Source organism: Roseibium sp. SCP14 (assembly GCF_040329475.1).
Lineage (GTDB): Bacteria > Pseudomonadota > Alphaproteobacteria > Rhizobiales > Stappiaceae > Roseibium.
Genome location: NZ_JBDZYH010000006.1, coordinates 256,680 through 282,778, shown reverse-complemented (window position 1 = coordinate 282,778; position 26,099 = coordinate 256,680). Strand labels below are relative to the sequence as shown.

The window sequence follows — 26,099 nt, the reverse complement described above, 5'->3', positions numbered from 1 at the left end:
CCCGGAAGAGAGCAGAGCTCCTGCATTCAACAAATGCGGGAGCCGCGTCTATGAGTGCGAAACGGCAAATTTCCTGCTTTTGTCAAATTCAGAGGGCATTTTTGACGGCGGATTGGTCTACATTGAGGCCGATTCGTGTAAGGGAGACGCTCCAACATGCGTAGGCTTTTGATCGGACTGGGCAGCCTGGTAATCGTGCTGGTGACCATCCTTCTGGTGGTGCCGATGTTCCTGCCCAAGGAAGAGATCAAGCATCAGGTGGTCGAACAGGTGGACAAGCGCCTTGGGTGGCGGGTCCGGCTGGACGGTCCCGTTTCCCTGTCATTGTTTCCCAGGTTCTCGCTTGTTGCCGAGGATATCGGCATAGCAGGGGAAGCCGGTGCCGACGGGGTGGAATTCGCAAAGGCTTCGCGGGTCGAATTCACGCTCGGTTGGGACGGGCTGATCTCGGGAAACGTTCAGGTTGACGGCATATCTCTCGATCAGCCGGACATCTATCTGGAAGTCAGATCGGATGGGCGAACCAGCTGGGAACCGCGCCGGAGGCTGGCAGACGAGGCTTCGGTGGCTTCAGAGGCAGCACCGTCCGCTCAGCCGGATGCTTCAAGCGTGCCGTCAAACACTGAAAAACCCCGGGCCGTCACGTCTTCCGAAGGGTATCTGAAGAGCATCGGCGTCAACAGCTTCCGTATCACCGGCGGATCGGTGACCTACAAGGACCAGGCCTCCACGACACCGATCAAGATCAGCAACCTGGATCTGACGCTCCGGGCTCCGGATCTTGCCGGAGACGCGGACCTTGCCTCCAGTTTCTCCTTGCAGGATATTCCGCTCAGCGTCTCAGGATCCCTGACCAATCCGCTTGGGTTGGTCGGCGGAGAGCAGGTGCCGGTCTCTCTGACAGTCTCCACCGGCGAAAACACCATCACGGTCGCGGGCGATGCCGGAATGGAACCGCTGAGGGCAAATCTCGCAGTGGAAGGAAACGGTCCGTCGCTCAAGGCGGTGGCTCAACTGGCAGGGCAAAATCTGGCGACGGATCCCGGAGCGTTCTCCCTGGACGCAAAGATTTCCGGTTCGGAGGCCGCTGTTTCAGTTGCGGACCTGCACGTGATGCTCGGGCAACTGTCGCTCGGTGGCGCCGCTGACGCCGATCTCTCCGGGTTGCTGCCGGAAATTTCCGGGCGCCTGGTACTGAAGGAAGGTTCGATTGCCGACCTGCTGTTGCTTGCCGGACAGGATCTGCCTGCGAGCGGCAAGCTGAGTGCCGACCTTGCGTTTGAGACCGTGGGGCTTACCGGTGAAGAACTTGTAGCAGGGCTCGATATCAATGGGTCGGTTTCCATCGCCGATGGTGAAATCGGCGGCTTGGGATTGGCCTCCTCGGTCGGCGGCGATCCGAATGCCGATCGTCTGACCAACCTTGCAATGGATGTGGAACTGGAAGGACTTGAGAACCCGGTTGCCTTGACCGGTGCGCTGTCCTGGCGCGGAGAAGGCTTCAGCTTGACCGGCGAGGCCGACACGGCGCGCCTGCTCGCCGGGGATGCCGCCCCCGTTTCAGTGACTGTCAAAGGCAATCGTGTCAGTGCCGGATTTGATGGCCGGGCGGCCATGAATGGTTCTGTTGATGGAGCCGTTCGGGTTGAAACGGCGGACCTACGTGGCTTGATGGCCTGGATGGGGCAGCCGATAGGAGCAGGTGACGGGCTGAAGACATTCAAGGCTTCGGGCATCTTCGGAATGCAGGGAAATACGATTTCGTTTGAGGAAACCCGATTTACGCTGGACGAGACTTCCGGCGAAGCTAATGGACGGGTTGAATTTGGCGGGAAGCCCAAAGTGACCGCCAGACTGGCATTGCGCGAGCTGGTTCTCGATCCTTACCTTGGTGGCGGTTCCAAGGCCGCAAGCGGCGGCTCGGGGTCTTCCGGGAATTCGAACAGCGGAAGCAGCAGCAAGAACTCCGGCCCGTCTTCCGGTTGGAGCACCGATCCCATCGACTTCTCCGGACTCCAGGCGGTCGATGTCGACTTCAAGGTCACAACACGCGAAATTCGCTGGGACAAGATCAAAGTCGATGAAAGTGCGCTTTCAACGACCATTCAGAACGGTGTTCTGACGGCCAATCTTGAAAAACTTGCCCTTTACGAAGGCGCCGGAACAGGAACCATCAAGCTGAATGGTGCGGCGGCAATTCCAGAGGTGGAGGCGAAGTTCTCACTGTCCGGGCTCGATGCCTATCCGCTGCTGCGTGACGCGGCCGATTTCGACTGGATCGAAGGCACTTCGGCAATCAACCTGGCCGTCAGCTCAAAAGGCGGAAGCGAACAGGCGCTTGTTCAGGGATTGAACGGCGATGCGGATTTTGAATTCGTCGACGGTGCGATCCGGGGCATCAATGTGCCAAAGATGGTGCGCGGGCTTTCCGTCGAAACCTTGCTGGGTTGGCAGGAAAACCAGTCAGAAAAGACCGACTTCAGCTCTCTCGGAGCAACCTTCAAGATTGCAGACGGCGTCGCCCGTACCGAAGATCTTGCCATGGCCGGTCCGCTGGTGCGTATGACCGGCAAGGGCAAGACGGATATGCCCAGACAAACCCTCAACTGGAGAGTCGAGCCGAAGATCGTCGCAACATTGGAAGGTCAGGCTCCGGTACCGCGCCGCAAGGGCGCAGACAAAAAAATGTCAGGACTTGGCGTGCCGATCCTGATCGAGGGGCCCTGGAGCGATCCGCGCATTTATCCCGACATTGCGGGTATTCTGGAAAACCCGGAGGCTGCTTACAAGCAGCTTCAAGAGACCGGTGGTGAACTGATCTCAATTCTTCAGGGCAAGCAGGCCCCGTCGGAGGAACTCGTTGATACTGCAAACCAGGTCATCAATCGCGCGACCGGAGGACGGACGCAGATCGATGTCCAGAAGGTTATTGAAGGCGACGTCGATGATGAAGAAGTATTGAAGGCGGTCGAAGAGGGCTTCGGGCTGCCTTCGGGCCTTCTCGGCAATGTCTTCGGCAAGAAGAAGAAAGAGAACTGACGTCTGCCGAAGCAAACGTACCGACCCTGGTCACCGGTTAATACTGCCGTGCCTTGCGTGCCAGTTCGATGCCTGGCGAGACACGCATGAGGCGCATTTCGCCGAAACTGCGGATGTCCTGTTTGCCAAGGTCAACGAGATGAAATTCATCTACGAGGAATTCCTTCATCTCGTCCGGGGCGACAATGCACATGGGATTGGCAAATTCCTGCAGGCGGGCCGCGAGGTTAACCGCTGAACCGAAGACGTCATAAACGTATTTCTGGATTCCGACGACGGAGCCGACGGCAGAACCGGTGCCAAGACCGATGCGGGCCTGCCACTTGTATTGGTGGCTCTGATTCCGCCGGTCGAGATACCGGATGAAACGCACGGCGCAATTGGCAACCGCACGTGTATGGTCCGGGGAAGGTTCCGGCATGCCTGCAACGGCAAGATAGGCATCGCCAATGGTCTTGATCCGTTCGCAACCGAACTGTTCGGCGATCCGGTCGAAGGCGGTGAATATGTCGTTCAATTCACCCAATGTGACTGTCGGGTCGTGTTCGGCGGCGAACCTGGTGAAGTCCACGAAGTCCAGCATTACGACCGAGACGCTTTCGTAAAGCTGAGGCGTGACAACGCCGAACGTCTTGAACTCTTCGTATACCGAGCGAGGCATGAGGTTCAGGAGCAGGCGCTCCACACGCTCCTTTTCGCGTTCCAGTTCCCGTGTGTTGCGCTCCACCATAGCCGAATAGCTGTCGATCATCGATTCCAGCTCGCGGATCCGGGTGATGTTCTGGCATTCGACCACGTAGAAGTCCTGCGCCTCCGCGCTCGCGCACGAGATGGACAGGGCGATGATGAGCGTTCGCCTTTTCCGCTTCACCTGCAGCTCACCGGTGTACCGGCCACTCCTTTCCATCTCGGACTTTATGTCGTCCATGTCGATGTCCTGCAGGATATCGGGCAGGCACGATCTGGGTGCGGGCTTGCCGAACCATTCGGCGAAAGGTTCGTTGGTGAAGAGGAACCTGAGATCCTTGCGCCGTACAACGGCAATACCCACGCCGATTGCGCGCAGGAGCTGCTCGTTGATGGCAGCAATGCTCATGACGCGCCATCCGCCAGGATCGAGCCGCGCCGGGCTTCGATTTCCGTCATAACGATATCGATGTCCTGAGACTCGATGCCATGTTCGGCGAGGGTGTCCCGCAACAGGCGTTGAACTTCATCGAAGTCAGCCGAAGTCAGGTTCAGGGACGCATGTGCTCTCTTAAGGCGTTCATCCGTGTAGGAAACCGGGCCGCCAAGGAGCGAAGAAACGAATTTGGTCTGATGGTCGATAAGTCGTGGCATGTCGACATCATCGAAATAGTCACCGACCTGATCAGAGTCGAGAACCTTGTCGTAAAAGGACAACACAAGTCGGCTGACAAACTTGAAGCCACCATATTTGTCGAAAAGCGCCTCTGCCATATCCGTAAGACTCTGTTTGTAGTCAGATGTCGTGCAGTAGATATAGCTTAAGCGACTGCGCTGCTTATTCAAAGTTGTTTGGTTATTTGTTGGATTTACTTGTAATTTCTACTTAAGTAGTAAATATTGAAAGTTGTTTCCGGTAAATTTGCACGTGATGTTCGGGTGTAGTGTTGAGTTAACTTCACACCCGGCGAGGTAACGATGTTCCGGAGCCTAGAGTTCCAGGGCTTGGACCATCGCTGCGACACCTTCATCTATTGTGCCGGTGTTTTCGATCCGGATCAGATTGGGAACATTGTCAGGCTCCAGGTCTGCGCGCTGCAACCTCTTGCGAATGTCTTCCATGCTTTCGCGCCCACGCGCGGAGAGCCGTTCTGCCAGCACATCGATCGGAGCCGTTATCAGCAGCACGATTGATGTTTGATACTTGGCGGCGGATTGCCCGAGCACCTTGCGCGATCCGTTCGCAATGACCGTGTCGCCGGAGCGGACGACCCCGTCATAGGATTTGGGAATGACGTAGCCGAGCCCGTGCGCCTCCCATGAAAGCGCCGTTTCTCCAGACTTTACGAGATGATCGAATTCGGTCCGGGTCAGCGTGTCGTGATCTTCGGCATCTGCATCGGCCGCACGTGTAATCGCGCGCCGGGCAAAATGGACATTGGAATGGCTCTTGAGCCGGTCCTTCAATGCGGCCATGAGCGTATCCTTGCCCGCACCGCTCGGACCGACGACAAGCACCATTCGTCCCGGACCCAGCTTGGCCGAAGGACCTTTCATGGTGTCAGGCAACCCTCTTGCCTTCGCGCCAGACACCGCGAACGATCGGCACGTTGCCGACCAGCTTTACCTGGATAAGGTCAGCACGAAGCCCCGGAAGCAGGGAACCGCGATCATCGAGCCCGATTGCCGTCGCAGGATTGGACGTCACCATCGCGACCGCTTTGGGAAGTGAAATAGCTTCGATTTCTTCAGCCAGCTGGAACGAGGCCTGCAGGAGCGATGCAGGGATGTAGTCCGAGGACAGAACATCAAGATATCCCGCTTCGGCCAGTTCACGTGCCGACACATTGCCTGAATGAGAACCGCCGCGAACGACGTTCGGCGCGCCCATCAGCACGGCCATGCCGGCTTCATGGGAGGCTCTTGCCGCCTGCACCGTGGTCGGAAATTCCGCGATCCTCGTATTCAGGGCGACGGCTTCCTCGACATGCTCGCTGGTGGCGTCATCATGGCTTGCAATGGCAATGCCGCGTTTGCCGGCCTGATCGGAAAGCTGCCTGCGATGCTCTGGTGCAAGCGCACTTGCCTTTTCCTGACGGCGTTTGATAAACGCGTCCATCTCGGCATCCGAAAAGCCTTTTTTGCCCTTGAAATACACCTTGTAGGCGTCGAGAGAGACAAACTGGCGCTGCCCGGGCGTATGGTCCATCAGGGATATCAGCCGGATGCTGTCATCTTCCTCAAACACCTTGAACGCGTTCATGACATCAGGCGCAGATACTTCACAGCGCAGATGAATGAAATGATCTGCGCGCAATCTGTGTTCCCGCTGACCGGTTTCAATGGCATCGGCCAGCGATCTCATATCCTGGTAGGTCAGATCGGCATCTTCATCCATGCCGACCCGGAGCGCGTCGAACACTGTGGTGATGCCTGCGCAGGCAATCTGGGCGTCGTGGGCCTGAACGGCCGAAACCGTATTCCAGCGCACTTTGGGGCGCGGGGCGTAATGGGTTTCCAGGTGGTCGGTGTGCAGTTCCACCAGCCCGGGAAGCAAGAAATCGCCTTCGCAATCGTGCCCGTCGGTTTCAGTGGGAGAGGCGATGTTTTCGATACGACCCTCACCATCGACGGTCAGGGACCCGTCGATCACTTCATCGGCCACAATCAGTTTGGCGTTTTTGAAGGTTTTGGGATGCGTGCTCATGCTGTCTCCTTGGGCGTCACGCCACCGGATCGTGACTCGGCTTCGACCGGGCCAATGTCGCCGGTCAGTTCAAACACAGAATGGACTTCAAAGGGGGTTCCGCGTTCCGTCTCAAGATAGAGCGCAAAGCTGCCGCAGGTTCTTGGACGCCCGGTCACGGAGCCGAAATGTGACCTTGCCTCTGCCGCGATCAATTCCGCTTCCCGGTCATCGTCCAGCTTGTTCGACAAGGTCATATGAAAGTGGAACTCGTCAAAGACGTAAGGGTACCCCCAGTCAACCAGATAAGAGTCCTGCCGGGGTGTCAGGTTGCTTTGCCGACGCCGCTGCAAGTCGGCTTTGGAAAGCGGTGCCCGAAACGCCTCGAATTGGCGAACGCATGTTGCCGCGAAAGCCGACAGCTCCGGCTCGCTCTGGTCAGGTGTCAGGGCCAGAAACTTTCCGAGGCGATTGACCGACAGCCCCTGGATTTCAAAGGGGGAGACAAGGCCGGCGAATTCCTTGCAGGCTGCCACAAGCCCCGCTTCGGTCTTGTCGTGATGCAGATGAAAAGGTGCCTTCAGCGTGCCGTGGAAGCCGTATCTGCGAGGATTGACGGTGAGCGCATGAAAGCGTTCAGCTTCCAGTCCTTCGAGCGTCGGCTGCAGCAGGTCCTCGGCAGCAAACGGATCCCGGCCCAGCCAGGCATTGCCCAACTGCATCAGGCGGTCTTCAGCTGAAGCGGCAAAATAGATGGCGTAGCGCATGGTTCAGAATCACGACTTCGATCAAGGGGTGGCCGAGGTGATGGCCTTACAGGTGGGGAGTGACTGTTCTGTGACAGTTTTCCGTCACCTGCAAGTGTTTCTTGTCAAGAAGCTAGGCCGCAACCTCCGCGGCAAAGCCTGTGACGTCGATGATCCGGTCGGCAATCTCTTCGCGCACATCCTGATCGTGCAGGATGCCAACCATGGCAACGCCCTGCGCCTTCTTCTCTTCCACCAGCCTGACAACCACCGCCCGGTTGGCGGCATCAAGTGAGGCCGTCGGTTCGTCCAGCAGCAGGATCGGATAATGGGCGATGAAACCACGGGCGATGTTGACGCGTTGCTGTTCTCCGCCTGAAAAAGTTGCCGGAGGAAGCGTCCACAGTCGCTCCGGTACATTGAGCCGGGCGAGAAGAGCGCGGGCAGTGTCCCGCCCTTCGGCTTCGCTGGCGCCCTGTGCAATCAGGGGTTCTGCGACGACGTCTTCGGCGGAGACCCGGGGGATCGTCCGCAGAAACTGACTGACATAGCCAATGGTGTTTTCGCGCAGTTTCAAAACCTGGCGCGGCTCGGCACCGGCGACATTGACGATTTCATCGCCGATGGTCACGAGGATCTGACCCTCGTCGCAGCGATAGTTGCCGTAGATCATTTTCAGGATCGAGCTCTTGCCGGCTCCGGACGGGCCGCCCAGGACGACACATTCGCCTTCCTTGACCGAGAACTCGACCTTCTCGACGACCGGTATGACGGTGCCGCCCTGCAGATGCATGGTGAAGGACTTGCCGACATTGTTGAGGTAAAGACGGACAGGCATTCGTGTGCACTCCGCTTAGACTTGAAGGATCGAGGATACGAGCAACTGCGTGTATGGCTCGCGTGGATCGTCAAGAACCTGGTCGGTCAGGCCGCTCTCGATAACGTTGCCCTGGCGCATGACCATGATCCGGTGTGACAGAAGACGGGCGACCGCCAGGTCATGGGTGACAATCACCACGGACAGTCCGAGGTCAGCCACCAATCGGCGCAGCAAGTCGAGCAAACGGGCCTGAACGGAAACGTCGAGGCCGCCGGTCGGCTCGTCCATGAAGACCAGCCGCGGACGTGTCACGAGATTGCGGGCAATCTGAAGGCGCTGACGCATGCCGCCGGAAAATGAGCGTGGATCGTCGTCGATCCGGTCGCTTTCGATCTCCACCCGGCCCAACCAGTCATCGGCCGTCGAACGGATATTGCCGTAGTGACGCTCGCCAACCGCCATCAACCGTTCGCCGACATTGGCACCGGCCGACACGTTCATGCGCAATCCGTCGGCGGCGTTCTGATGAACAAATCCCCAGTCGGTGCGCATCAGCAACCGGCGCTCTGCTTCGGTGAGCTGGTAGAGATTGCGCATGGAGCCGTCACGCATGCGGTATTCGATGGCGCCGGCCGTCGGGGCGAGACGTGTGGAAAGGCAATTGAGAAGAGTTGTCTTCCCCGAGCCGCTCTCGCCAACGATTGCCAGTACTTCGCCTGGCCACAGGTCGAAGGAAACATTCGAGCAGCCGATCCTGTCGCCGTAGTAGCGGGTGACATTGTGAACCTGCAGGAGCGGTTCTTCAGGCATCAACGCGTTCATTGGGCCGTCTCCTTCACGTTACTACCGATCTGGGCTGCGGCAGGGTCTGCAGCCATCGGGCCGAGGTGGCCGTCGGAACGTCGTTCTTCACAGAAATCGCTGTCGGAACAGACAAACATGCGGACTCCCTGGTCATCGAGGATGACTTCGTCGAGATACACATTTTCCGCACCGCAGAGTCCGCAGGGCTTGTCGAATTTTTGAATTTCGAACGGGTAATCCTCGAAATCGAGGCTCTTGACTTTCGTGAAAGGCGGGATCGCATAGATACGCTTTTCCCGACCGGCACCGAACAGCTGCAGAGCGGCCATTTCGTCCATCTTGGGGTTGTCGAATTTGGGCGTCGGCGATGGGTCCATCACGTAGCGATCGTTGACCTTGACCGGATAGGCGTAGGTGGTGGCGATGTGACCGTTCTTGGCGATATCCTCATAGAGTTTCACGTGCATCAGCCCGTAATCTTCCAGGGCGTGCATCTTGCGGGTTTCGGTCTCGCGCGGTTCCAGAAAGCGTAGCGGTTCGGGGATCGGAACCTGGTAGACCAGGATCTGGTCTTCCGTGAGCGTCTTTTCCGGGATCCGGTGGCGGGTCTGGATGACGGTCGCTTCCGAAGTCTCGTAAGTTGTCCTGACGCCGGCGGTCTTTTCAAAGAAACCGCGTAATGAGACCGCATTCGTGGTGTCATCCGATCCCTGGTCGATCATCTTCAGACAATCATCCCGACCAAGGATCGAAGCCGTTACCTGCACGCCACCCGTTCCCCAGCCATATGGCATTGGCATTTCGCGGGAAGCAAAGGGAACCTGATAGCCGGGAATGGCAATGCCTTTCAGGATCGCCCGGCGGATCATGCGTTTTGTCTGTTCATCCAGGTAAGCGAAATTGTATTCGCCCTGATCGTAGATCTGAGCCGTGTCGTTCATGGTGCGGTCCTCCGCTCCAGCAGAATTTGACGATAATTCTCAAGCCGCATTTCCAGTGTCCCGGTATGCAACTCGAACAGATGGTTGTCGTTGTCGTAGAAATAGATCGACCGGCCTTCACCCTCGACGCGCGGGCGAGGCGGTTTGAACTCGAGACCGAGGCTTCTGATGGTCTCAAGCCGGTTTTCGAATTCGCTTTCCTCTATCTTGAAAGCAACGTGATTGTAGCTGCGCTCGGCAAGAGCATCGCCCTGCATGATTGCAACCCATACGTCGCCAACCAGAAAGAACTTCTCCGGAGACAGCGAAAAGGTGTCTTCGCCGCTTTCGTAGACTTGCCGGCCCTTCAACACATCGATCAGGATGCGTGTCATCGCTTCAAGGTCGCTGACGATGAAAGTGATATGGCTGAGGCCACGGCTCATTCCGCAGCCTCCTGAGCGGTCTCGCCGTTTTCTTCCTGCCGACGCTTCTCGAACCATTCGTCGCGCATGCGGCGAACAAGATCGAGTTCCGCCTGGAAGTCGACATAGTGCGGAAGCTTCAGGTGCTCGACAAAACCGGTCGCCTGAATGTTGTCTGAGTGCGAAAGGACGAATTCAACGTCCTGAGCGGGCGCGGTCTGTTCCTCGCCAAGCTCCTGCCACCGCAAGGACCGGTCGACCATGGCCATGGACATGGCCTTGCGTTCAACCTGGCCAAAGACCAATCCATATCCACGCGTGAACGTCGGAGCGGCCTTGGCTGACCCCTGGAACTGATTGACCATCTGGCACTCGGTCACTTTGATGGTGCCTAGGGTTACGGCAAAGCCCAGCTCCTCCGCAAAGAACTCGACTTCAACCTCGCCGTATCTGATTTCCCCGGCAAAGGGGTGCGTGCGGCCATAGCCACGCTGGGTGGAATAGGCGAGTGCCAGCAGAAAACCTTCGTCTCCTCTTGCAAGGTTCTGCAGGCGGAGGTCACGATCTGCCGGGAATGCCAGCGGTTCGCGGGTGAGGTCACCCACCGGAGCACCTTCATCGGAAATCGGATCCGGTTCCATCAGCCCCTCGTCTCCGAGAAGATCCGTCACGCGAGGCATCGTCTCGTCCATTGCGGGAGCGGTCTCAACGGCAACGTCACATGCGTCTTCTTCAGCTGCCAGAGCGAAGTCCAGAAGGCGGTGGCTGTAGTCAAAAGTCGGCCCGAGGACCTGTCCGCCGGGCAAGTCCTTGTAAGTGGCTGAAATACGCCGTTCCACCAACATTTTCGCGGTGTCGACCGGCTGGCTGTAGCCGAACCTTGGCAGGGTTGTGCGATAGGCGCGCATCAGGAAGGCTGCCTCGATCAGGTCTCCGCGTGCCTGCTTGATGGCAAGCGCGGCGAGGGTCTCGTCATAAAGAGATCCTTCGCCCATCACCCGGGCAACGGAATGGGACAGCTGCTGTGCGATTTGCTCCAATGTGAGCGAAGGAACCGAAGTGTCGCCCCTGCGGCGCTTTGCCAGAAGCTTGTGAGCATTGCGGATGGCCTTTTCGCCACCCTTAACGGCAACATACATGGCTCAGGCCTCCGTGAGCGTGATGCGGGTGGAGCGAGGCAGGGCTGCCACGTCCGTTTTTCCGGCAAAGATCAGGTCGATGCCGCGCGGGAACTGCTTGCTGTTGCTGATGGTCTGGTCCCAGAAAACCGGAGGAACGGGAGATGACGAAAAGGCTGTGAAGTCCTTTATGCCGGGGCCTTCCAGCTTCACTTTGGGCGCCCTGTCAAATTCTTGTCCGATCAGGATAACGGTTGTCGATTGATCGGGGTACTCCGCCGAGCCCTGGTTGAAGCTTGCCAAAGGGACCAGGTGTTCAGGATCTGCGACAAGTGCAAAGGCGGCATCGACAGGTTCTGAGACAATGGGGGCACCAGTGTGAAAACGCAGAAATGCCTTGACCGGTTCCGATGTCATCAGTGGGCGATCGAGCCAGATTGGCGTGTCATAGTCGAACAGTGTAAGCGCGATTGCGGCTGCGACCGGTGTCAAAGGGGACGGCGGTGTCAGACCGTCCGTGTTCACAGGCCTTCTGTCTCCGGGTCTTGCCATGACATCCATGATCGCCCGGAAACAGGTCTGTGCGTCATGAACCGGATCCTGTAGGCCTGCGGCGAGTGGTGTGCCGTCCGCGGGCCGTCCTACTGCTGTGATTGTCATCAGTTGTCTCCTCGCACCATGGTGAAGAAGTTGACTTTGGTGGCTTCCGTCTCGCTGCGAACACTTTCCTTCTCACCGGACTGTGCGTCTGCAAGCGGGGCGATGATGTCGGTTTCGATCTGCGCCCGAACTTCGCTTCGCTGCCAGAGTGCATCAATCACCGCGGACTGAAGCGCCTTTGTCTTGTTGCGGCCCAGGGCGTAAGCGCTGCCGGTTTCGCCTGTGTCCAGGCGCACAACACAGCGCGTTACGGTGACTTCCCCGAGATTGAAGGGGCGGCCTGTTCCGCCCATGCGGCCTCGTACCATCACAAGGCCGGTCTCGGGCTGGCGTACGAGTTCATAGGATGGGGGTGACAGGGTTTCGAACCGTTCGGCGACGGCTTCCGGCGAAGCGGCGGCCAGGGTCGCCATGTTTTTCTGCCGGATGCCTGCGGCACCGTCGATAGGAGTGGTGGAGGTGGCTTCGGTCATGGGCACGCCTTTTGCTGGCGGTCTTGGGAGGAGAGTGTTGAAGTTTTCTAGCTTTGATTTGTCTATTTGTCTATACAAATAAACTGATTGACTCTTTGGTACCGAAATTTGATGACGGTCACATGACGAACAACACCATTCTTGACCGCAGTGCAGGCATCGCCGTCTGGCGCCAGATCATGGAAACGCTGAAGGCGGAAATCGTCAGCGGTGCTTTCGAAAAGGGCAGTCGATTGCCGCCCGAGTCGGAATTGGCGACGCGCTTTGGCGTGAACCGGCATACGGTGCGCCGGGCGATTGCCGCTCTGACAAGCGAAGGTATCTTGCGAGCGGATCAGGGCCGGGGAACCTTCGTCGCCTCCGCGCCGCTCAGTTACCCGATCGGTCCGCGTACCCGGTTTTCCGAAATTGTGTCTGGGCAGGACCGTGCGCCAAGTGGCCGACTGATCGGGTCGGCGTTGGAAGAGGCCGACGCGCTGCTGGCCAATCAGTTGGACGTGCCGCTGGGGACCATGCTCATCCGTCTGGAAACGCTGAGGGTTGCCGATGGTATTCCGATGATGATCGGGACCAGCTGGCTGGAACAGTCGAAGGTTCCGAACCTGGTCGCCGATTATGCCGATTGCGGTTCGATCACCGAAGCCTTGCGGCGCGCCGGTATCGACGATTATCGCCGCAAGGAGACACGGATCTCGGCCGAACTGGTGGAAGCCCGGGACGCGCAACAGCTCGGGCTTCCACTTGGGCAGCCTGTTCTGATTGTTGAGAGCGTCAACCTCGACATATCCGGCAGGCCCCTTCAATACACGCGGGCACGTGCGGCAGCCGATCGGATGCAGCTCGTCGTCAACGGTGGTGCCTAAGTTTTTTCGGATTTGTCGGCTTTGGATCCGCCGACACCTTGCCGGGTTGAACCAATCCCGATTATGTCCAGAATTTAGGCGTGGACCTGGTTGCTTCCCAATAATCTTTGGCATGATGCCACTTCGTCTGACACTGTGATTCATGCCAGCCGATAACGAATCCGATGGCTTGTGCAGTTTCCATCGCCCTGGCTCCGCCGACCTTGCACTTTTGCGGCAGCTGTTCCGCCATTGCGACATCGTTCAGATACCCGAAAATATCCTGCAGCTTCTTCATGCGCTTGAGGAATGGTTTGACCGTGTCTTCCGGGTAGAGACAGCCGAAGAATTCGATGCCGTATCGCATCTTCTTCATCGCCTTGCGCATTTCATGGCGCTCTGGAATCGACAACTCTTCCAGCCGTTTGCCATACTTGATGACCTTCTTCCATTGCTTGGCGAGAGCTTCGCTGGAAAAGGCCTCAATCGGTTGCGCCAAAAGCCCTGTCTGGTCAAAGTTTTCCGGATCCAGCCAACCCCGGCCTTCCGTATAGGCTGCAATGTCCAGAAGGAAGGCGTTCACTTCAGCCGACTTCAAGTGATCAACCAGCGCCTTGCGCGTTTCTTGCCCACGTGACGCGTTGAGGTTGTTGAGAAGGGAATTGAGAGAAAGGCTTTCAGGTGCCCTGTCGACCAGCGGAGCCACGATTTCATCAATCAGGACGTCGAGGTCGCGCAAGGCGCCGGCTTCAGCGGCAATCGTGCGTGCCATCTGGTCGAGCGGAAGTGTCGTCGCCGGATTGAGGGCAGGCCTGAACAGACGGAAAGCGCTTCGCAGCCGGCGCAGGCCGACGCGTAGCTGGTGTGGTCCTTCCGGGTCGTCGGACGCCAGAATTGCGATCCTGTTTTCAGCGACCTGCGTCAGGCAGGACCGCAGGACGTCGCGGAATCCCAGTTCAACACTGCTTCCCGCCGAAAAGGAGATCGGGTCGGCAAAAAACGGTTCGGGTTCAGTTGCCTGATGCCCTTCGGCAAACCTGTAGCCGCGTTCGGCTTTGCTATAGGGTGAAAAACGGAAGGGAGTGTCTTTCACCAATGCTTTGGCCGCTTCGAAAATCGAATGGCTTGGTCCCGATTTGAGTTCGAGTTCAAGCTCGACAAGCGGTTGACTGCCGCTTCCGGCGAGGATGTTGCCAGTATCGAACGCGATCTCGATTTCGGTATCGTCACTCTCCCGTGTGAGGATGCGGGTGGTCCGTTTCATCACTGTTTCAAAGCATTCCTGAAGGGAGCCGCCGCTGATTATCTCCGTCAGCTTCCGGGCGACATCCGGATCTTCGATTACGGTAAAATCGAGCGCGCGACCCTTGACCTGGTGCTCCGATTCAATGGGCGAGGAAAGCCCCCCCATGACGCCTGTGCCGAGTTTGGCTGTCTGGATCCAGCTGCGGCCGGATTTACGGACCCGGAGCGAGATTTTTGACTTGCGCAGCGCCTGGTCCGGCGTGTCGAAATAAATCGACTGCAGTGTTTTGGTGACTGATTTGCTCGCTGTAAATCCTTCGATGACGCCAACGCGTTTCATCGCGTCATGCGCACCTGGATCCAGTTCAAGCTTGAGCTCGATTTCACGTGCAGATTTTGACATGAAAAATTTCTAGCCAAGCAGAGCGCTCTTGTCCAGAAAAGGTGCACAATTTGCACTTTTGTAAGCCGGCTAATGACGCGGCGGCGTGTTGTCCGATGCGTCTAGCGAATATCAGGACAGTATCTACTTGAACAATTTGCGGTGCACCTTGTTCACTGCGCGGCAGATTGTGTGCAGGTAGTTCGGAACCGATTTCTGATTGAAGGCGATCTTGCGAACATACTCGGGCACGGTCCAGGTTGCTTTCGATCCATCCGGAAAGGAGAGGGTAGTACCCGGAACGGCGAGATATTCGACGCCATTTTCGTCCACGATCAGTGCTTCGCCTTCGAGAATGAGAATCGTCTCGTCAAAAAAGTAATGCCAGACGAACTTTCCCGCCGTGCAGGACCAGTGATCGACAACGGTCCAGCTGTCTCCGATTTGAGACAGGTTCTTGCATTTGGCTTCGGGATTACCTTCAAGGATCCAGTCGGATTGATCGGCGACGGTTCAAGAGAAGTCTTGTCCAGGCGGGACTGTGAAAACTGTCCGCCAATTGCATGGGGTTGGGCTGCTCCCAGCGTCAGCAGCTGCAGTGTTTCCACCAAGGCCGCTTCTTCATGCCGAGGCGAATTTGTGTGTGTTCTGTGCCAGCTCACTATCCAGTCGTCATCAATGTTTCAGGTCATTGTGCATGGCCGGAATTGAAATGAACTTTAAGTGTTGCAGAACTTCCTTCTGAAATTGGGAGATGCCGGCCGATTTCTCCTGCTATCGCAAAGGAATAGTTAAGATAATGGCTAAAGCTGCCGGGAACTCGCCGACCTGTTTCTCCGCTATGTAGTGGAAAGACCAACCACTTTGTGCGATGGGCCGCTTGCATCCTTCAATGGCCCATGATAGGCACGCTCTCCGGTGTCAGTTGCCCCTCTGGCGGAACTGGTAGACGCGCGGGATTCAAAATCCCGTTCCTTCGGGAGTGCCGGTTCGATTCCGGCGGGGGGCACCATTTTCCTTGCACAATCTACGACCAACTGTGCCGAGCGTGTAATGCACCCGCAGGAATGCTCAAATGCGCCTGGTTTTGAGCGAATTTCCTTTTCGGAGTTGAGTTCAGGTATTGAAGTCTCGATGCTTCTGTCGATCGGAGATCGATTGCGATGAGTACCTTGTGTGCGGCATCGTGACGGCTTCATGAAATCTCCAGGTGACTTTTTGTGCCATCGCGGCTATGGGAAGCGCCATGATCAGACGCCTCTATGACTGGACTTTGTCCCTTGCTGCCGGACCGCGCGCGCCCGTTGCGCTGGGCTCCGTTTCCTTTGTTGAAAGTTCGGTCTTTCCGATCCCGCCGGACATTCTTTTGATCCCGATGGTCATCGCACGGCGCGAGCGCGCCTGGTGGTATGCGTTTCTGTGTACGCTGACATCGGTGGCAGGCGGTATTCTGGGTTATCTGATCGGCATGTTCCTGTTCGATCAGGTCGCCGAGCCCATTCTTTCCTTCTACGGAAAAATGGAAAAGTTCGATGAGTTCAGTGCGGTTTTCAATCACTGGGGCTGGTGGTTCGTCTTCATTGCAGGGCTGACACCGTTTCCATACAAGGTCATTACGATTGCCTCCGGGGTCGCTGGGCTCAGCCTGCCGGTGTTCATTCTGGCCAGTATAGTTTCGCGAGGCCTGCGCTTTTTCGTCGTCGCCGCACTGCTCTACTTTTTCGGCCCGCCGATCAAGGAATTCATCGAAAAACGCCTTGGCCTCATGTTCACCCTGTTCGTGGTGTTGCTGGTCGGTGCTTTTGTTCTTCTGCGGTATATTTAAAGAAATAGAGGTGATGTGATGTCTTCAGAGCGCGTGGCACGAAATCTGACCGTCCTGGGGTTCCTGGGGGGAACCGCGGCGATTGCCGCGGCCTGGGGATACCAGCTGATCGGCGGATATCTACCTTGCAAGCTCTGCCTCGAACAGCGCATCCCATATTACGTCGGATTGCCGCTTGCAGCTCTGGCTATCATCCTGATGATGCAGAAGAGGTTGGGGCTGGCCACCATCGTGCTCCTGACTGTTGCAGCAGTCTTTGCCTACGGGTCGGGATTGGGGATCTATCAGTCGGGTGCCGAATGGGGCTTCTGGGCTGGTCCAAACGACTGTGGAGGAGGGGGAGCAGCCCCGGCCTCTGCCGCCAACATGCTGCAGGCTCTGCAATCCACTCGCATCGTCAGCTGTACGGAAGCGAGTTGGCGCATGTTCGGCCTTTCCTTCGCCGGTTGGAACGCGGTGGCATCCGGCGGTGTCGCCCTGCTGGCGCTGATTTCAGCTTTTGTGTTGAATCGGCGTGAGAATGAAGCCACTTTAAACGCATGAGCGGATCAAAGCACCCAAAGGAAAAGCAGCGCGAAGAAGCGTTGAGAACCATCGACCGGGCACAGGCGGAAAGCGAGACCATAACCGGTTCGACATTCGTGCGCATGGCGGACCGTGCCAAGGATCACTTGAGCGCGGCTGACAAGGACGAAGAGGACCGGATCGAGGTCTGGGGGACCCGGATCGGCCGGATTGCAGGTGCCGTTTTTGCTGTCGGACTGGTGATTTACCTCGCCGTTACCTACCTGTAGGTAGGATTTTGCTGAAAAATGGGTCAAGGGAAGCAGTATGGCATCTGTTCAACCGATAAGCCGTAGCGACTGGTCTGAGCGCAAGGCGCCCGGTCTTGCCGATTTCGAGGCAATGGCGAGTGAGGTTCTGGCTGGACTGCCGGACGATGTTCTGCTTCGCTGCGGACATCTGCAGATCAGCCTTGCCGACTATGCGCCAGACGATGTACTTGATGCGCTGTCGATTGAAGACCCTCATGACCTTCTGGGATTGTTTGAAGGGCAGGGACTTGCACAGGGCGGTGATTCTGATCGAACCGGCCAGATGCCGAACCGGATCTGGTTGTTCCGAAGGCCGATCCTGGATTACTGGGCCGCCATGGACGATTCACTAGGCGACGTGGTTGCACATGTGCTGATCCACGAAATTGGCCATCACTTCGGCCTGTCCGATCAAGACATGGAAAGAATCGAGGCTGCCGCCGACCGCTAGGTCATGCGACAGCCTCGCCATTAAGAACCGTGTGGAAGCTTATTCAGCAGCTTCTTTTTGTGCGCGGACGATAGATTCAGAAATCAGTCTCTTGGCTGCTTCCATGCCCTCGACGCCGGTTACCTTGACCCATTTGCCCGGTTCCAGATCCTTGTAATGTTCAAAGAAGTGTTTCACCTGGGCGATGGTGATTTCCGGCAGGTCGGCAATATCGTTGATGTTGTCGTACCGCTTGGTCAGCTTGTGGGTCGGAACGGCGATGATCTTTTCGTCCTGGCCGGACTCGTCTTCCATCAGCAGAACGCCGATCGGACGGCAGTTCATGATGGCGCCGGGCACGACCGGGCGCTGGTTGACGACAATCACATCGATCGGGTCACCATCACCGCACAGGGTATGCGGAACGAAGCCGTAGTTCCCCGGGTAGCGCATCGGGGTGTAAAGGAAGCGGTCGACGTACATTGCGCCGGCATCCTTGTCCATTTCGTATTTGATCGGCTCGCCGCCCATCGACACCTCGATGATGACGTTGATGTCTTCCGGCGGGTTCTTGCCAATCGGCACAGCGTCGATACGCATCGCAAAACTCCTGTTGATCTTTGCGCCGTCTATCGCAATCCAGCCCGAGAAGTTCAAGCCTTTAATTTTTGCATTGCACCTAATTGATGAAAGTGTGTCTATGATGGCGGTCGCGGATTTGACGGGGTGCGTTCATGGGGAAATTCAACCTTTGCCAGAAATTGACCTTCCTGGCTTTTTCAGCTGTTTTGCTGGAAGTGCAGTGGGCAGAAGCTGAAGCGGCTGAAATAACCAGCACTTACACCAAGATCCGGCTTCAGGACTGCACGCAGACCGAAACAGCGTCTGAGGAAAGTACGTTTGGCGGGTCCTGGGAGTGTGCAGGTCTTCAAGGGCAGAAGGTTTATGTTGCGGAGGGCGATCTGCGCATGTTCGTTTCTTTCAGCCCTTCCGCAGCTCAGGAACCTGCGGCGACGCAAACTTTGCCGAATTTCAATACGATCAACGAGACTTTGGAGTGGCGCTTGCGGGACGGAGCAGCTTTTGCAACGATCCTTCGCTGGTTTCCAACCCTGGACGACAGCGGTAAGACCGGCAGTGTCCTGATTGTCACGCAGCTTGATCCGGGTGGAGCCACTTGTCAGATTGCCCGAATTGACGCCCAGGCCAACAAGAATGCCAACGTGCTTGCACGGAATGTCGCAGACAGGTTTGCCGGGCAGTTCGATTGTTCGAAAGGACCGCTGATCGAAGGGCTGCCCGGGATCCTGTACTAACCGGATGCCTGAAAAAGCTGGCGAACGATCGTAATCAGCATCAGGGAATGTTAGGCAACCAGGTGTAAATGGAGAGCTCCATGCGCCGTCCGCCAATTCTGTACCAGGATTTTGCCGACAGCTTACCCCCCATGGCCCGATAGAAGTTGCGTGCCGGCTGATTGTCGCTCAACACCTGGACAGCGAGACCGGCCATGTTCTTTGCTGCGAGAGTTTCGCGGACATTGGTGAAGAGTGTTCGCCCAAATCCAAGGCCCTGATATTCCGGCTTCAGGTACAGCTCGTAGATTTCTCCGTCCATGCCTGTGCCGCGCAGTCGGCACGGTCCGTAGGTCGCGTAGCCTGCCGGTACGTCGGCAATGCTCAAAATCCTGATGTTGACGCCGCGCGACAGCGCGCCGCGCCACCAGCCGATGCCTCTGCGCGAAACCATTTTCTGCAGGTCAACACCGTGCAGGACACCACGATAGGCGCCGAGCCAGGCTTCAGTGTGAATGCCTGCAAGCGCCTCGCAATCTGCGGTTCGGGCCGCACGGAGATCGATCAGGTCTGTAGTCATCCTGCAAAAAGGATACAGCAAGCGATGCGTCGGAAAAGAGGCATTCGTAACGGAAAATGTGAAAAGTGATCCGGCTGCGCAGTGGAATCGGCAAAACTCACGATGGCAATATCGGAAGGAAGCTGGAAATGAAAAGGGCCGGCATAGCGCCGGCCCTTCAGTTGCCCTGATGTTTGACTCATTAAATCTGGTTGACCTGTAAAAACCCCGGGGGGCTGGGGGGCTAATGCATTCCGCGGTCCCTACTGGTCACACCCATCAGGGTATGAGTTCAATATGGGTAGGCAAAATGGCTGGCCAAGGGCTGGAATAAGGCGAAATCATGGAATTTTACGCATTCTTTCTGGGCAACTTTCCGCTACGTTAACACTTTGGGTAATCTGCGGAAAATTTACTTGGCAAAAATACCGACCGGCTTTGGCAGAGCTTCCTTTCTTTGATTGCGGGCTTGCCATCCGCCCCAAAGGCGACGCATCATGACAGATAGGTGACATGGAAAATCCTTTGAACGGTTTTCCGGTCCGGGGCGAAACCGCAAACGAACATGGAGGCGGAATGAGCGAAGCCGATGACAGCGCGTTTCAACGCGGCGCGGGACTGAACCCGCTGCCGCAAAGCCAACCGGCTCCCCCCTCCAGACCCGTTGTTGCATTCAACAGACGCGAACTCGATACCATCTTAAGGCTCTATGGACGTATGGTTGCCGACGGCGAGTGGCGTGACTATGCAATGGATCTCCTTAAAGACAAGGCAGTGTTCTCAGTGTTCCGCCGATCTTCGGAAATGCCGCTCTACCGGATCGAAAAGGATCCGAAGCTCTCTCGTCGACAGGGAGCCTATTCGGTGGTCGCAGCCGGAGGTATGATCCTGAAACGGGGGCACGACCTGGCTCAGGTTCTGCGTGTCCTGGAAAAGAAAAAGCATTTGCGCCTGGTCGACGCCTGACGTTTCCAACGCAGTTCAAGTCAACAAAAAAGCCCCGCATTTCTGCGGGGCTTTTCGTGTTCGTATTTCTGCGTCTGCTTATTCGCGGTTGCCGAACAGCTGCAGCAGCATCAGGAACATGTTGATGAAGTCGAGGTAGAGACGCAGGGCGCCCATAACGGACTTCTTGGTGGCAACTTCGCCGCTGTCACCTTCGTAGTACATTTCCTTGATCTGCTGGGTGTCGTAGGCCGTCAGGCCGGCAAACACCAGAACACCGATCACGGAGATGGCGAACTGCAGCGCGGAAGACGCCAGGAAGATGTTCACGATCGCTGCAATGATGATGCCGATCAGGCCCATCATCAGGAACGAACCCCAACCGGACAGGTCTTTCTTGGTGGTGTAGCCGAAGATGCTAAGCGCACCGAAGGAAGCGGCGGTGATGAAGAACACGCGGGCGATCGAGGCTCCGGTATAGACCAGGAAGATCGACGACAGCGAAATGCCCATCACGGCCGAATAGACCAGGAACAGGGTACGTGCGGAGCTCGCGCTCATGGACTGAATGCGGAAAGACAGCCACATGACCATTCCAAGCGGTGCAAGCATGACAACCCATTTCAGCGGGCTGCCATAAAGCGTTACGCCGAGCTGCGTGAGCATCTGGCCGTTGCCAAGGCTCGCTACTGCAGCGCTCTGGTCGGTTGTCGTTGCCAGCATGGACGTAGCCAGGGCAAAGAAACCGGTCAGGGCGAGACCGATGGTCATGTAGTTGTAGACGCCGAGCATATAGCTGCGCAGGCCTTGATCGATGCCGGCCTCGGCGCGTGTGCCGGCGACTGTGTAAGCGCCTTGAGGTTGACGGTCAAAGGTCGACATGGTCGTGTGAATCCCCTTCTAGATTGGTTTTTGCATGCAAGATCACATGCAACACAACTCCCTCAACATATGGGAAAATGCGGACTTAAGCACAAGACGAGATTTCTGAAAAAATCGTAATCTTCATGCTATTGGCCGCATTATACGTCATTATGTTTAAAAACCCGGTATTATTTCATTGCTTTCAGGCGTGACGCGATCTGCCGGTCGCAGGTGCCACCCGGATTACGTACGATTTCTTCTGCCGCGAAATCAAGAATTTCCGTTTCCTTGTTGCGCATCTGCTCGACCGTTACGCCCGGCTTGAACCATTGAAGAACAGCATAGTCGCCTCCGGCGTCTGTCAGGAAGGCAATCGGCTTGCCGCCTTCAGTAATGCCCATGCGGCCGACGCGAACCTCCTCAATTGAGATATCACGGGCTTTTCCGTCAATGGTGATCTTGTTCTTGCCGACGTTGAGCTTCTTGAGCGTCGAACCGGAAGTCCCCACCCAGTTGCCGAAGAAACGCTTGCCTTTTTTCTCGACCGACAGGCACGAGTTTTCGAAGTTCGGTATGGAAAGCCGCACGGCAGAAACTTCGATTGGTTCCTGACCCTTTGCGGCAATGGTGTATTTCATGGAGTTTTCACCGGTCCGGTATACCCGGATCCCGACCGGAGTATAGCCGGAATCGCCAAGCGTCCGGGTGAAGAAGTCAAACTGGTTTTCGTCATTCGTTCCGGCGCGGCGATAGAGCCAGCGCTTCGGCAGGCCATCCTCGAACACCAACCAGTCACTGACGACCAGGCCGCGTGGACCGTTGGCTTCATTCAGTTGCCAGACACCGGTGTGAAACGGGCTCTCGGCGTGGGAAGGAGCAGCGAATGACAACGTAGCTGCCGCAGCAAAGACCGCCACTTTTGCAAGATTTTTGAAAACAGTTTTTTGGGTAAACTTAAGCATACAACTCTGCCCCTATTTCATTTTAGGCCCCGACACTAATCGGATAGCCAAGAATAGGGCAGTATGCAAGTTGCGTGTGGCTGGTGTCCGTCAGGAAACCTTCTGTTTTTTATGAAAGTTTCCTGACGGGCTTGGCGTGGATGCCGATTCAGACGGTGTTACAGATTTCTCAGAACCGGTGCCGGTTTTTCCCCGAGTATCCGCCAGGTGCCGATCAGGCCGAAGCCGACGGTCAGAATAAGTGCGACCAGCGCAGCACCGGCGGCGGTTACCGGCATGAGGACGAAGGATCCGCCCATGATCTGGGTGATCACATACCAGGCGGCTATACCACCGGCGACAAGCGCGAACACCGCGGTCACCAGGCCCAAAATGGCGTATTCCAGGCCGTAGGCGAGGATCAGTCTAGGCCGGGTCGCACCGATGGTCTTGAGAATGACCGCATCGTAGATCCGGCTGCGATGTCCTGCTGCCAGGGCTCCCGCGAGCACCAGCACGCTGGCAATCAGGGTAATGGAACTTGCCCCCCGTATGGCCCAGGCCAATTGTGCGACCAGTTCGTTCACCTGTGATATCGCATCCTTGACGCGTACCGATGTGACTGTCGGGAAGGTATTGGAAACGGTCTTGAGCAGGGCCAGTTCGGTTTCCGTCGGGACTTCTTCTTCCCAGCCAAGTGTCATCAGATTGGCATGCGGCGCACCGGCAAATGTATTCGGCGAGAACACCATGACAAAGTTGATGCCGAAGGATTGCCACTCGATATCTCGAAGATTGGCGATTTCCGCGGTGATCTCGCGACCGAGGACGTTGACGGTGATTGTATCGCCGATTGCCAGACCGAGTTCCGTTGCCGCCTCAAGGTCGAAGGAAACCAGCGGTTTTCCGGAATAGTCTTCCGGCCACCAGTTTCCCTCGGCAAGCTTGGAATTCTCGGGCAGCGTTTTTTCATAGGTTATGCCGCGATCGCCTCGCAGCACCCATTCAGAACCTTCCTCAGCCGGTTCGAATTGATCGGCAGGAATGCCTTTCAGGCTGATGATGCGTCCGCGCAGCATCGGGACGCTCTGCAGCTCGGCATTCGGTGCTTCCTGCACCAACAAGGCTTCGAAGGCGTCGCGCTCATGGCTTTGAATGTCGACGAAGAAGAAACTTGGAGCCTTGTCGGAGATCGTGGCGCTCAGTTCACGGCGCAGATTACCGTCAATGAGGGCCAGGGCCACCAGGAGGGACAGGCCAAGCCCGAGCGACAGAACCACGGAAGGCGTCAGAGCTCCTGGACGGTGGATATTGGCGATGGCCAGACGGAGTTCGGTCGAGCGGACGCTCGGCAGGCGTCTGGCGGCGAACATGATCAGGCGTGCCACCGCAACAAGCAGAACGAAAGCCCCGGCGGTCGCGCTGATATAGACAACCGCCAGATCCTTGTCGTGAGACAGGAAAATCGCAATGGCGACCAGGACAAGCACGGTCGTCGCGGTTGCGAACAGATAGCGCTTGCGTGGCAGCTTGGAGCCACCGGTCACGATGTCGCGAAAGAGAGCTGTTGGCGGCACGTCGTGCGCGCGCCCAAGCGGCCACAAGGCAAATGCGAGGGCCGTGAGCAGACCGTAAAGCAGACCCAATCCCAGTTCAGCCGGATAAATGCTCGCGGCCAATTGCACCGGCAGGACACTCGAAAGGGCTGCTCCGGCCGCGAAGGGGATCATGGCTCCGAGCACCAGGCCGATGAGAATGCCGATCAGCGCAATGATCAGCATCTGCACCAAATAAATCCTGAAGACGAAGCCGCCGGTGGAACCAAGGCACTTGAAGCTGGCAATGACTTCCCGTTTGGTCTCCAGGTAGGAACGTACGGCATTGGCGACTCCGACACCGCCGACGACGAGTGCCGTCAATCCAACAAGGGTCAGGAATTGTGCGAACCGATCGATGCTGCGCTGAAGGCCAGGCGAGGCATTGGCACGGGAGCGAACCCGCCAGCCGGCATCCGGTTCAGCCGCTTTGGCACGTTCGACAACGCTTTGCAGATCCTGAATGTCCGGCGCCGGGGACATGCGCACACGGTAGTGCCAGCGCACGAGGCTTCCAGGTTGGACGAGACCGGTATCGGGAATGGCGGCGTCGGAAATCATCAGCCGGGGCCCGAAATCCATGCCACCGGCAAGTTTGTCTGGCTCACCTTCGATCACGTCAGCAATGCGCACGGTGGTGCGTCCGAGAGCCAGCTGGTCTCCAACTTCGACATCAAGTCGGGCCAGCAAGGCAAGATCGACGACGGCGCCCCACACGCCGTTTTTTTGCGCCAATGCTTCGTCCAGCGATTGGCCCGAGGCCAGATCCAGACTTCCGTACAAGGGATAAGCGTTGTCGACGGCTTTCAGTTCGACAAGGGCCTGATCACCGGTGTCGGTTCTTCGGGACATGGCCCGAAGGGTGGCGACACGGGAAACATCACCCAGTGTTTCCAGAAACGCCGCCTGGTCGGGCTCGACTTGTCTGTGAATGATCGAGAAGGACAGATCACCGCCCAGAATTGCCTGCCCTTCTTCTGCAATACCTTCGGTGAGAGCGCGGGAAACAGAGGTAACACCGGCAATTGCAGCAACACCGAGCGCGATGCAGGCGATGAAAATATAAAACCCCTTCAGACCGCCGCGCAGTTCTCTCAATGCGAACCGGCTTGCAAGCTTGAAGGTCTGATTGCCGGAGTGAGCACTGCCGGAAACAAAACTGCTCATGCAGACACCTCTTTCGGAAGGTGCGCGCTGTCTGCATGGTCTTCCTCAACTTCGCCCGACCGCATGCGGATCATGCGGTCGCATTTTTCGGCAAGGCTTGGGTCGTGTGTCACAAGGACAAGCGTCGTCTTGCGGTCGCGCTGAGCGGAGAACATCAGTTCCACGATCTGAGCGCCGGTGGATTCATCCAGATTGCCCGTCGGTTCGTCGGCAATGAGGATTTGCGGCTCTACCACCAGGGCGCGGGCGACAGCGACTCTTTGCTGCTCACCCCCTGACATTTGCGCCGGATAGTGATGCATCCTGTGGCCAAGTCCGACGGCTTCCAGTTCGGCCTTCGCCTTTTCGAAGGCGGAGGGATCACCGGCCAGTTCCAGCGGAACGGCAACGTTTTCCAGGGCAGTCATGTTGGGGACGAGGTGAAAGGACTGAAAGATGATGCCGACGTTGCGGCCTCTGAAACGCGCCAGCTGGTCTTCCGATAAGGGACCGAGCTGCGAGCCGGCGACTTCGACGGAGCCTTCATCTGCCCGCTCCAACCCGGCCATGACCATGAGCAATGTCGATTTGCCCGATCCTGAAGGGCCGACGAGCCCAACCGACGTTCCCTTTTCGATATCCAGGTCGATACCCTTCAAAATGTGTACACGTCCGGCGCCTTCGCCGAGTGTCAGGTGCACATTTTTGAGGGTGATTGCGGGTGAATTTGTCATTATCAGACCTTTACAACGGGCGCGTGATCGTCTTCCTGACAGATGCATGCCCTCGACAATTGGACGCTCTGCGACCATATGGGCCTGATGTGGCGGGTCTTCC

28 protein-coding genes and 1 tRNA gene are annotated in these 26,099 nt (G+C 57.2%); 9 read left to right on the top strand and 20 right to left on the bottom strand.

Annotated elements, in window-relative coordinates; genetic code table 11:
• The first annotated feature begins 156 nt into the window (after nt 1-156).
• Nucleotides 157-3,039, top strand: coding sequence for an AsmA family protein (locus tag ABLQ08_RS24290; protein WP_352947565.1), 2,883 nt, complete (start codon nt 157-159; stop codon nt 3,037-3,039).
• A gap of 37 nt (nt 3,040-3,076) precedes the next feature.
• On the opposite strand, the gene ABLQ08_RS24285 is transcribed toward ABLQ08_RS24290, so the two are convergent.
• From ABLQ08_RS24285 to phnG, 12 genes are all read right to left on the bottom strand, one after another.
• Complete coding sequence (locus ABLQ08_RS24285) at nt 3,077-4,135, bottom strand: adenylate/guanylate cyclase domain-containing protein (RefSeq protein WP_352947564.1); 1,059 nt, start codon at nt 4,133-4,135, stop codon at nt 3,077-3,079.
• On the bottom strand, nt 4,132-4,500 hold the full coding sequence (locus ABLQ08_RS24280; protein WP_352947562.1) for a group I truncated hemoglobin: 369 nt from the start codon (nt 4,498-4,500) through the stop codon (nt 4,132-4,134). The genes ABLQ08_RS24285 and ABLQ08_RS24280 overlap by 4 nt, the downstream gene beginning before the upstream one ends.
• 216 nt (nt 4,501-4,716) lie before the next feature.
• On the bottom strand, nt 4,717-5,283 hold the full coding sequence (gene phnN, locus ABLQ08_RS24275) for a phosphonate metabolism protein/1,5-bisphosphokinase (PRPP-forming) PhnN (protein ID WP_352947560.1): 567 nt from the start codon (nt 5,281-5,283) through the stop codon (nt 4,717-4,719).
• Nucleotides 5,284-5,287: 4 nt separating this feature from the next.
• Nucleotides 5,288-6,433 carry an alpha-D-ribose 1-methylphosphonate 5-triphosphate diphosphatase gene (locus ABLQ08_RS24270; protein ID WP_352947558.1) on the bottom strand — a complete coding sequence of 382 codons (1,146 nt, stop codon included), beginning with the start codon at nt 6,431-6,433 and terminating at the stop codon, nt 5,288-5,290.
• Nucleotides 6,430-7,179 carry a DUF1045 domain-containing protein gene (locus ABLQ08_RS24265; RefSeq protein WP_352947556.1) on the bottom strand — a complete coding sequence of 250 codons (750 nt, stop codon included), beginning with the start codon at nt 7,177-7,179 and terminating at the stop codon, nt 6,430-6,432. Before ABLQ08_RS24265 ends, ABLQ08_RS24270 begins: the two co-directional genes overlap by 4 nt.
• A gap of 112 nt (nt 7,180-7,291) precedes the next feature.
• Nucleotides 7,292-7,996, bottom strand: coding sequence for a phosphonate C-P lyase system protein PhnL (gene phnL / locus ABLQ08_RS24260; RefSeq protein WP_352947555.1), 705 nt, complete (start codon nt 7,994-7,996; stop codon nt 7,292-7,294).
• A 15-nt stretch (nt 7,997-8,011) separates the two neighbouring features.
• Nucleotides 8,012-8,788, bottom strand: a complete 777-nt coding sequence (gene phnK, locus ABLQ08_RS24255; protein WP_352947686.1) for a phosphonate C-P lyase system protein PhnK — start codon at nt 8,786-8,788, stop codon at nt 8,012-8,014.
• Between the two features lie 8 nt (nt 8,789-8,796).
• The gene (locus ABLQ08_RS24250; RefSeq protein ID WP_352947553.1) at nt 8,797-9,723 is read right to left on the bottom strand and encodes an alpha-D-ribose 1-methylphosphonate 5-phosphate C-P-lyase PhnJ; all 927 of its coding nucleotides are present in this window, start codon (nt 9,721-9,723) and stop codon (nt 8,797-8,799) included.
• Nucleotides 9,720-10,148, bottom strand: coding sequence for a FosX/FosE/FosI family fosfomycin resistance hydrolase (gene fosX, locus ABLQ08_RS24245; protein ID WP_352947550.1), 429 nt, complete (start codon nt 10,146-10,148; stop codon nt 9,720-9,722). Before fosX ends, ABLQ08_RS24250 begins: the two co-directional genes overlap by 4 nt.
• Entirely contained in the window at nt 10,145-11,266 is a 1,122-nt protein-coding gene (locus tag ABLQ08_RS24240) for a carbon-phosphorus lyase complex subunit PhnI (RefSeq protein ID WP_352947548.1), read from the bottom strand. The genes fosX and ABLQ08_RS24240 overlap by 4 nt, the downstream gene beginning before the upstream one ends.
• A gap of 3 nt (nt 11,267-11,269) precedes the next feature.
• Nucleotides 11,270-11,905, bottom strand: a complete 636-nt coding sequence (phnH, locus tag ABLQ08_RS24235; RefSeq protein WP_352947545.1) for a phosphonate C-P lyase system protein PhnH — start codon at nt 11,903-11,905, stop codon at nt 11,270-11,272.
• The gene (gene phnG, locus ABLQ08_RS24230; RefSeq protein WP_352947543.1) at nt 11,905-12,378 is read right to left on the bottom strand and encodes a phosphonate C-P lyase system protein PhnG; all 474 of its coding nucleotides are present in this window, start codon (nt 12,376-12,378) and stop codon (nt 11,905-11,907) included. Before phnG ends, phnH begins: the two co-directional genes overlap by 1 nt.
• A gap of 122 nt (nt 12,379-12,500) precedes the next feature.
• Here phnG and phnF point away from each other — a divergent pair, with 122 nt between their 5' ends.
• Entirely contained in the window at nt 12,501-13,241 is a 741-nt protein-coding gene (gene phnF / locus ABLQ08_RS24225; RefSeq protein WP_352947541.1) for a phosphonate metabolism transcriptional regulator PhnF, read from the top strand.
• 61 nt (nt 13,242-13,302) lie between these two features.
• Here the strand turns inward: phnF and ABLQ08_RS24220 are convergent, their stop codons facing one another.
• Nucleotides 13,303-14,868, bottom strand: coding sequence for a CYTH and CHAD domain-containing protein (locus ABLQ08_RS24220; protein ID WP_352947538.1), 1,566 nt, complete (start codon nt 14,866-14,868; stop codon nt 13,303-13,305).
• Between the two features lie 123 nt (nt 14,869-14,991).
• On the bottom strand, nt 14,992-15,291 hold the full coding sequence (locus tag ABLQ08_RS24215) for a cupin domain-containing protein (RefSeq protein WP_352947684.1): 300 nt from the start codon (nt 15,289-15,291) through the stop codon (nt 14,992-14,994).
• A 483-nt stretch (nt 15,292-15,774) separates the two neighbouring features.
• Here ABLQ08_RS24215 and ABLQ08_RS24210 point away from each other — a divergent pair.
• The 5 genes from ABLQ08_RS24210 (at nt 15,775) to ABLQ08_RS24190 (ending at nt 17,938) form a co-directional block, all read left to right on the top strand.
• Nucleotides 15,775-15,859, top strand: a tRNA-Leu gene (locus ABLQ08_RS24210).
• A gap of 234 nt (nt 15,860-16,093) precedes the next feature.
• Nucleotides 16,094-16,672 carry a YqaA family protein gene (locus tag ABLQ08_RS24205; RefSeq protein WP_352947535.1) on the top strand — a complete coding sequence of 193 codons (579 nt, stop codon included), beginning with the start codon at nt 16,094-16,096 and terminating at the stop codon, nt 16,670-16,672.
• 18 nt (nt 16,673-16,690) lie between these two features.
• Nucleotides 16,691-17,215, top strand: a complete 525-nt coding sequence (locus ABLQ08_RS24200) for a disulfide bond formation protein B (RefSeq protein WP_352947534.1) — start codon at nt 16,691-16,693, stop codon at nt 17,213-17,215.
• Nucleotides 17,212-17,466, top strand: a complete 255-nt coding sequence (locus ABLQ08_RS24195; protein ID WP_352947531.1) for a hypothetical protein — start codon at nt 17,212-17,214, stop codon at nt 17,464-17,466. Before ABLQ08_RS24200 ends, ABLQ08_RS24195 begins: the two co-directional genes overlap by 4 nt.
• A 37-nt stretch (nt 17,467-17,503) precedes the next feature.
• On the top strand, nt 17,504-17,938 hold the full coding sequence (locus tag ABLQ08_RS24190; RefSeq protein WP_352947529.1) for a metallopeptidase family protein: 435 nt from the start codon (nt 17,504-17,506) through the stop codon (nt 17,936-17,938).
• A gap of 39 nt (nt 17,939-17,977) precedes the next feature.
• On the opposite strand, the gene ppa is transcribed toward ABLQ08_RS24190, so the two are convergent.
• Nucleotides 17,978-18,517, bottom strand: coding sequence for an inorganic diphosphatase (ppa, locus tag ABLQ08_RS24185; RefSeq protein WP_352947526.1), 540 nt, complete (start codon nt 18,515-18,517; stop codon nt 17,978-17,980).
• Nucleotides 18,518-18,651: 134 nt separating this feature from the next.
• Between ppa and ABLQ08_RS24180 the strand changes: the two genes are divergently transcribed.
• Nucleotides 18,652-19,233, top strand: coding sequence for a hypothetical protein (locus ABLQ08_RS24180; RefSeq protein WP_352947523.1), 582 nt, complete (start codon nt 18,652-18,654; stop codon nt 19,231-19,233).
• Nucleotides 19,234-19,273: 40 nt separating this feature from the next.
• On the opposite strand, the gene ABLQ08_RS24175 is transcribed toward ABLQ08_RS24180, so the two are convergent.
• On the bottom strand, nt 19,274-19,792 hold the full coding sequence (locus tag ABLQ08_RS24175; RefSeq protein WP_352947521.1) for a GNAT family N-acetyltransferase: 519 nt from the start codon (nt 19,790-19,792) through the stop codon (nt 19,274-19,276).
• 555 nt (nt 19,793-20,347) lie between these two features.
• On the opposite strand from ABLQ08_RS24175, the gene ABLQ08_RS24170 reads away from it, so the two are divergent.
• A complete protein-coding gene (locus ABLQ08_RS24170) occupies nt 20,348-20,737 on the top strand; it encodes a DUF2794 domain-containing protein (protein WP_352947519.1) in 390 nt (129 codons plus the stop codon).
• A 78-nt stretch (nt 20,738-20,815) separates the two neighbouring features.
• On the opposite strand, the gene ABLQ08_RS24165 is transcribed toward ABLQ08_RS24170, so the two are convergent.
• The 4 genes from ABLQ08_RS24165 to ABLQ08_RS24150 form a co-directional block, all read right to left on the bottom strand.
• Nucleotides 20,816-21,598 carry a Bax inhibitor-1/YccA family protein gene (locus ABLQ08_RS24165; RefSeq protein WP_352947517.1) on the bottom strand — a complete coding sequence of 261 codons (783 nt, stop codon included), beginning with the start codon at nt 21,596-21,598 and terminating at the stop codon, nt 20,816-20,818.
• A 170-nt stretch (nt 21,599-21,768) separates the two neighbouring features.
• The gene (locus tag ABLQ08_RS24160; RefSeq protein WP_352947514.1) at nt 21,769-22,542 is read right to left on the bottom strand and encodes a hypothetical protein; all 774 of its coding nucleotides are present in this window, start codon (nt 22,540-22,542) and stop codon (nt 21,769-21,771) included.
• Nucleotides 22,543-22,700: 158 nt separating this feature from the next.
• A complete protein-coding gene (locus ABLQ08_RS24155; RefSeq protein ID WP_352947512.1) occupies nt 22,701-25,283 on the bottom strand; it encodes an ABC transporter permease in 2,583 nt (860 codons plus the stop codon).
• Nucleotides 25,280-25,996, bottom strand: a complete 717-nt coding sequence (locus ABLQ08_RS24150; RefSeq protein WP_352947511.1) for an ABC transporter ATP-binding protein — start codon at nt 25,994-25,996, stop codon at nt 25,280-25,282. Before ABLQ08_RS24150 ends, ABLQ08_RS24155 begins: the two co-directional genes overlap by 4 nt.
• Nucleotides 25,997-26,099: the final 103 nt, after the last annotated feature.

Bases quoted from the DNA above. Each gene is read 5' to 3' on its own strand.
- ABLQ08_RS24290 (WP_352947565.1), top strand. From the start codon at position 157: ATGCGTAGGCTTTTGATCGGACTGGGCAGCCTGGTAATCGTGCTGGTG.
- ABLQ08_RS24285 (WP_352947564.1), bottom strand. From the start codon at position 4,135: ATGAGCATTGCTGCCATCAACGAGCAGCTCCTGCGCGCAATCGGCGTG.
- ABLQ08_RS24280 (WP_352947562.1), bottom strand. From the start codon at position 4,500: ATGGCAGAGGCGCTTTTCGACAAATATGGTGGCTTCAAGTTTGTCAGC.
- phnN (WP_352947560.1), bottom strand. From the start codon at position 5,283: ATGAAAGGTCCTTCGGCCAAGCTGGGTCCGGGACGAATGGTGCTTGTC.
- ABLQ08_RS24270 (WP_352947558.1), bottom strand. From the start codon at position 6,433: ATGAGCACGCATCCCAAAACCTTCAAAAACGCCAAACTGATTGTGGCC.
- ABLQ08_RS24265 (WP_352947556.1), bottom strand. From the start codon at position 7,179: ATGCGCTACGCCATCTATTTTGCCGCTTCAGCTGAAGACCGCCTGATG.
- phnL (WP_352947555.1), bottom strand. From the start codon at position 7,996: ATGCCTGTCCGTCTTTACCTCAACAATGTCGGCAAGTCCTTCACCATG.
- phnK (WP_352947686.1), bottom strand. From the start codon at position 8,788: ATGCCTGAAGAACCGCTCCTGCAGGTTCACAATGTCACCCGCTACTAC.
- ABLQ08_RS24250 (WP_352947553.1), bottom strand. From the start codon at position 9,723: ATGAACGACACGGCTCAGATCTACGATCAGGGCGAATACAATTTCGCT.
- fosX (WP_352947550.1), bottom strand. From the start codon at position 10,148: ATGAGCCGTGGCCTCAGCCATATCACTTTCATCGTCAGCGACCTTGAA.
- ABLQ08_RS24240 (WP_352947548.1), bottom strand. From the start codon at position 11,266: ATGTATGTTGCCGTTAAGGGTGGCGAAAAGGCCATCCGCAATGCTCAC.
- phnH (WP_352947545.1), bottom strand. From the start codon at position 11,905: ATGACAATCACAGCAGTAGGACGGCCCGCGGACGGCACACCACTCGCC.
- phnG (WP_352947543.1), bottom strand. From the start codon at position 12,378: ATGACCGAAGCCACCTCCACCACTCCTATCGACGGTGCCGCAGGCATC.
- phnF (WP_352947541.1), top strand. From the start codon at position 12,501: ATGACGAACAACACCATTCTTGACCGCAGTGCAGGCATCGCCGTCTGG.
- ABLQ08_RS24220 (WP_352947538.1), bottom strand. From the start codon at position 14,868: ATGTCAAAATCTGCACGTGAAATCGAGCTCAAGCTTGAACTGGATCCA.
- ABLQ08_RS24205 (WP_352947535.1), top strand. From the start codon at position 16,094: ATGATCAGACGCCTCTATGACTGGACTTTGTCCCTTGCTGCCGGACCG.
- ABLQ08_RS24200 (WP_352947534.1), top strand. From the start codon at position 16,691: ATGTCTTCAGAGCGCGTGGCACGAAATCTGACCGTCCTGGGGTTCCTG.
- ABLQ08_RS24195 (WP_352947531.1), top strand. From the start codon at position 17,212: ATGAGCGGATCAAAGCACCCAAAGGAAAAGCAGCGCGAAGAAGCGTTG.
- ABLQ08_RS24190 (WP_352947529.1), top strand. From the start codon at position 17,504: ATGGCATCTGTTCAACCGATAAGCCGTAGCGACTGGTCTGAGCGCAAG.
- ppa (WP_352947526.1), bottom strand. From the start codon at position 18,517: ATGCGTATCGACGCTGTGCCGATTGGCAAGAACCCGCCGGAAGACATC.
- ABLQ08_RS24180 (WP_352947523.1), top strand. From the start codon at position 18,652: ATGGGGAAATTCAACCTTTGCCAGAAATTGACCTTCCTGGCTTTTTCA.
- ABLQ08_RS24175 (WP_352947521.1), bottom strand. From the start codon at position 19,792: ATGACTACAGACCTGATCGATCTCCGTGCGGCCCGAACCGCAGATTGC.
- ABLQ08_RS24170 (WP_352947519.1), top strand. From the start codon at position 20,348: ATGAGCGAAGCCGATGACAGCGCGTTTCAACGCGGCGCGGGACTGAAC.
- ABLQ08_RS24165 (WP_352947517.1), bottom strand. From the start codon at position 21,598: ATGTCGACCTTTGACCGTCAACCTCAAGGCGCTTACACAGTCGCCGGC.
- ABLQ08_RS24160 (WP_352947514.1), bottom strand. From the start codon at position 22,542: ATGCTTAAGTTTACCCAAAAAACTGTTTTCAAAAATCTTGCAAAAGTG.
- ABLQ08_RS24155 (WP_352947512.1), bottom strand. From the start codon at position 25,283: ATGAGCAGTTTTGTTTCCGGCAGTGCTCACTCCGGCAATCAGACCTTC.
- ABLQ08_RS24150 (WP_352947511.1), bottom strand. From the start codon at position 25,996: ATGACAAATTCACCCGCAATCACCCTCAAAAATGTGCACCTGACACTC.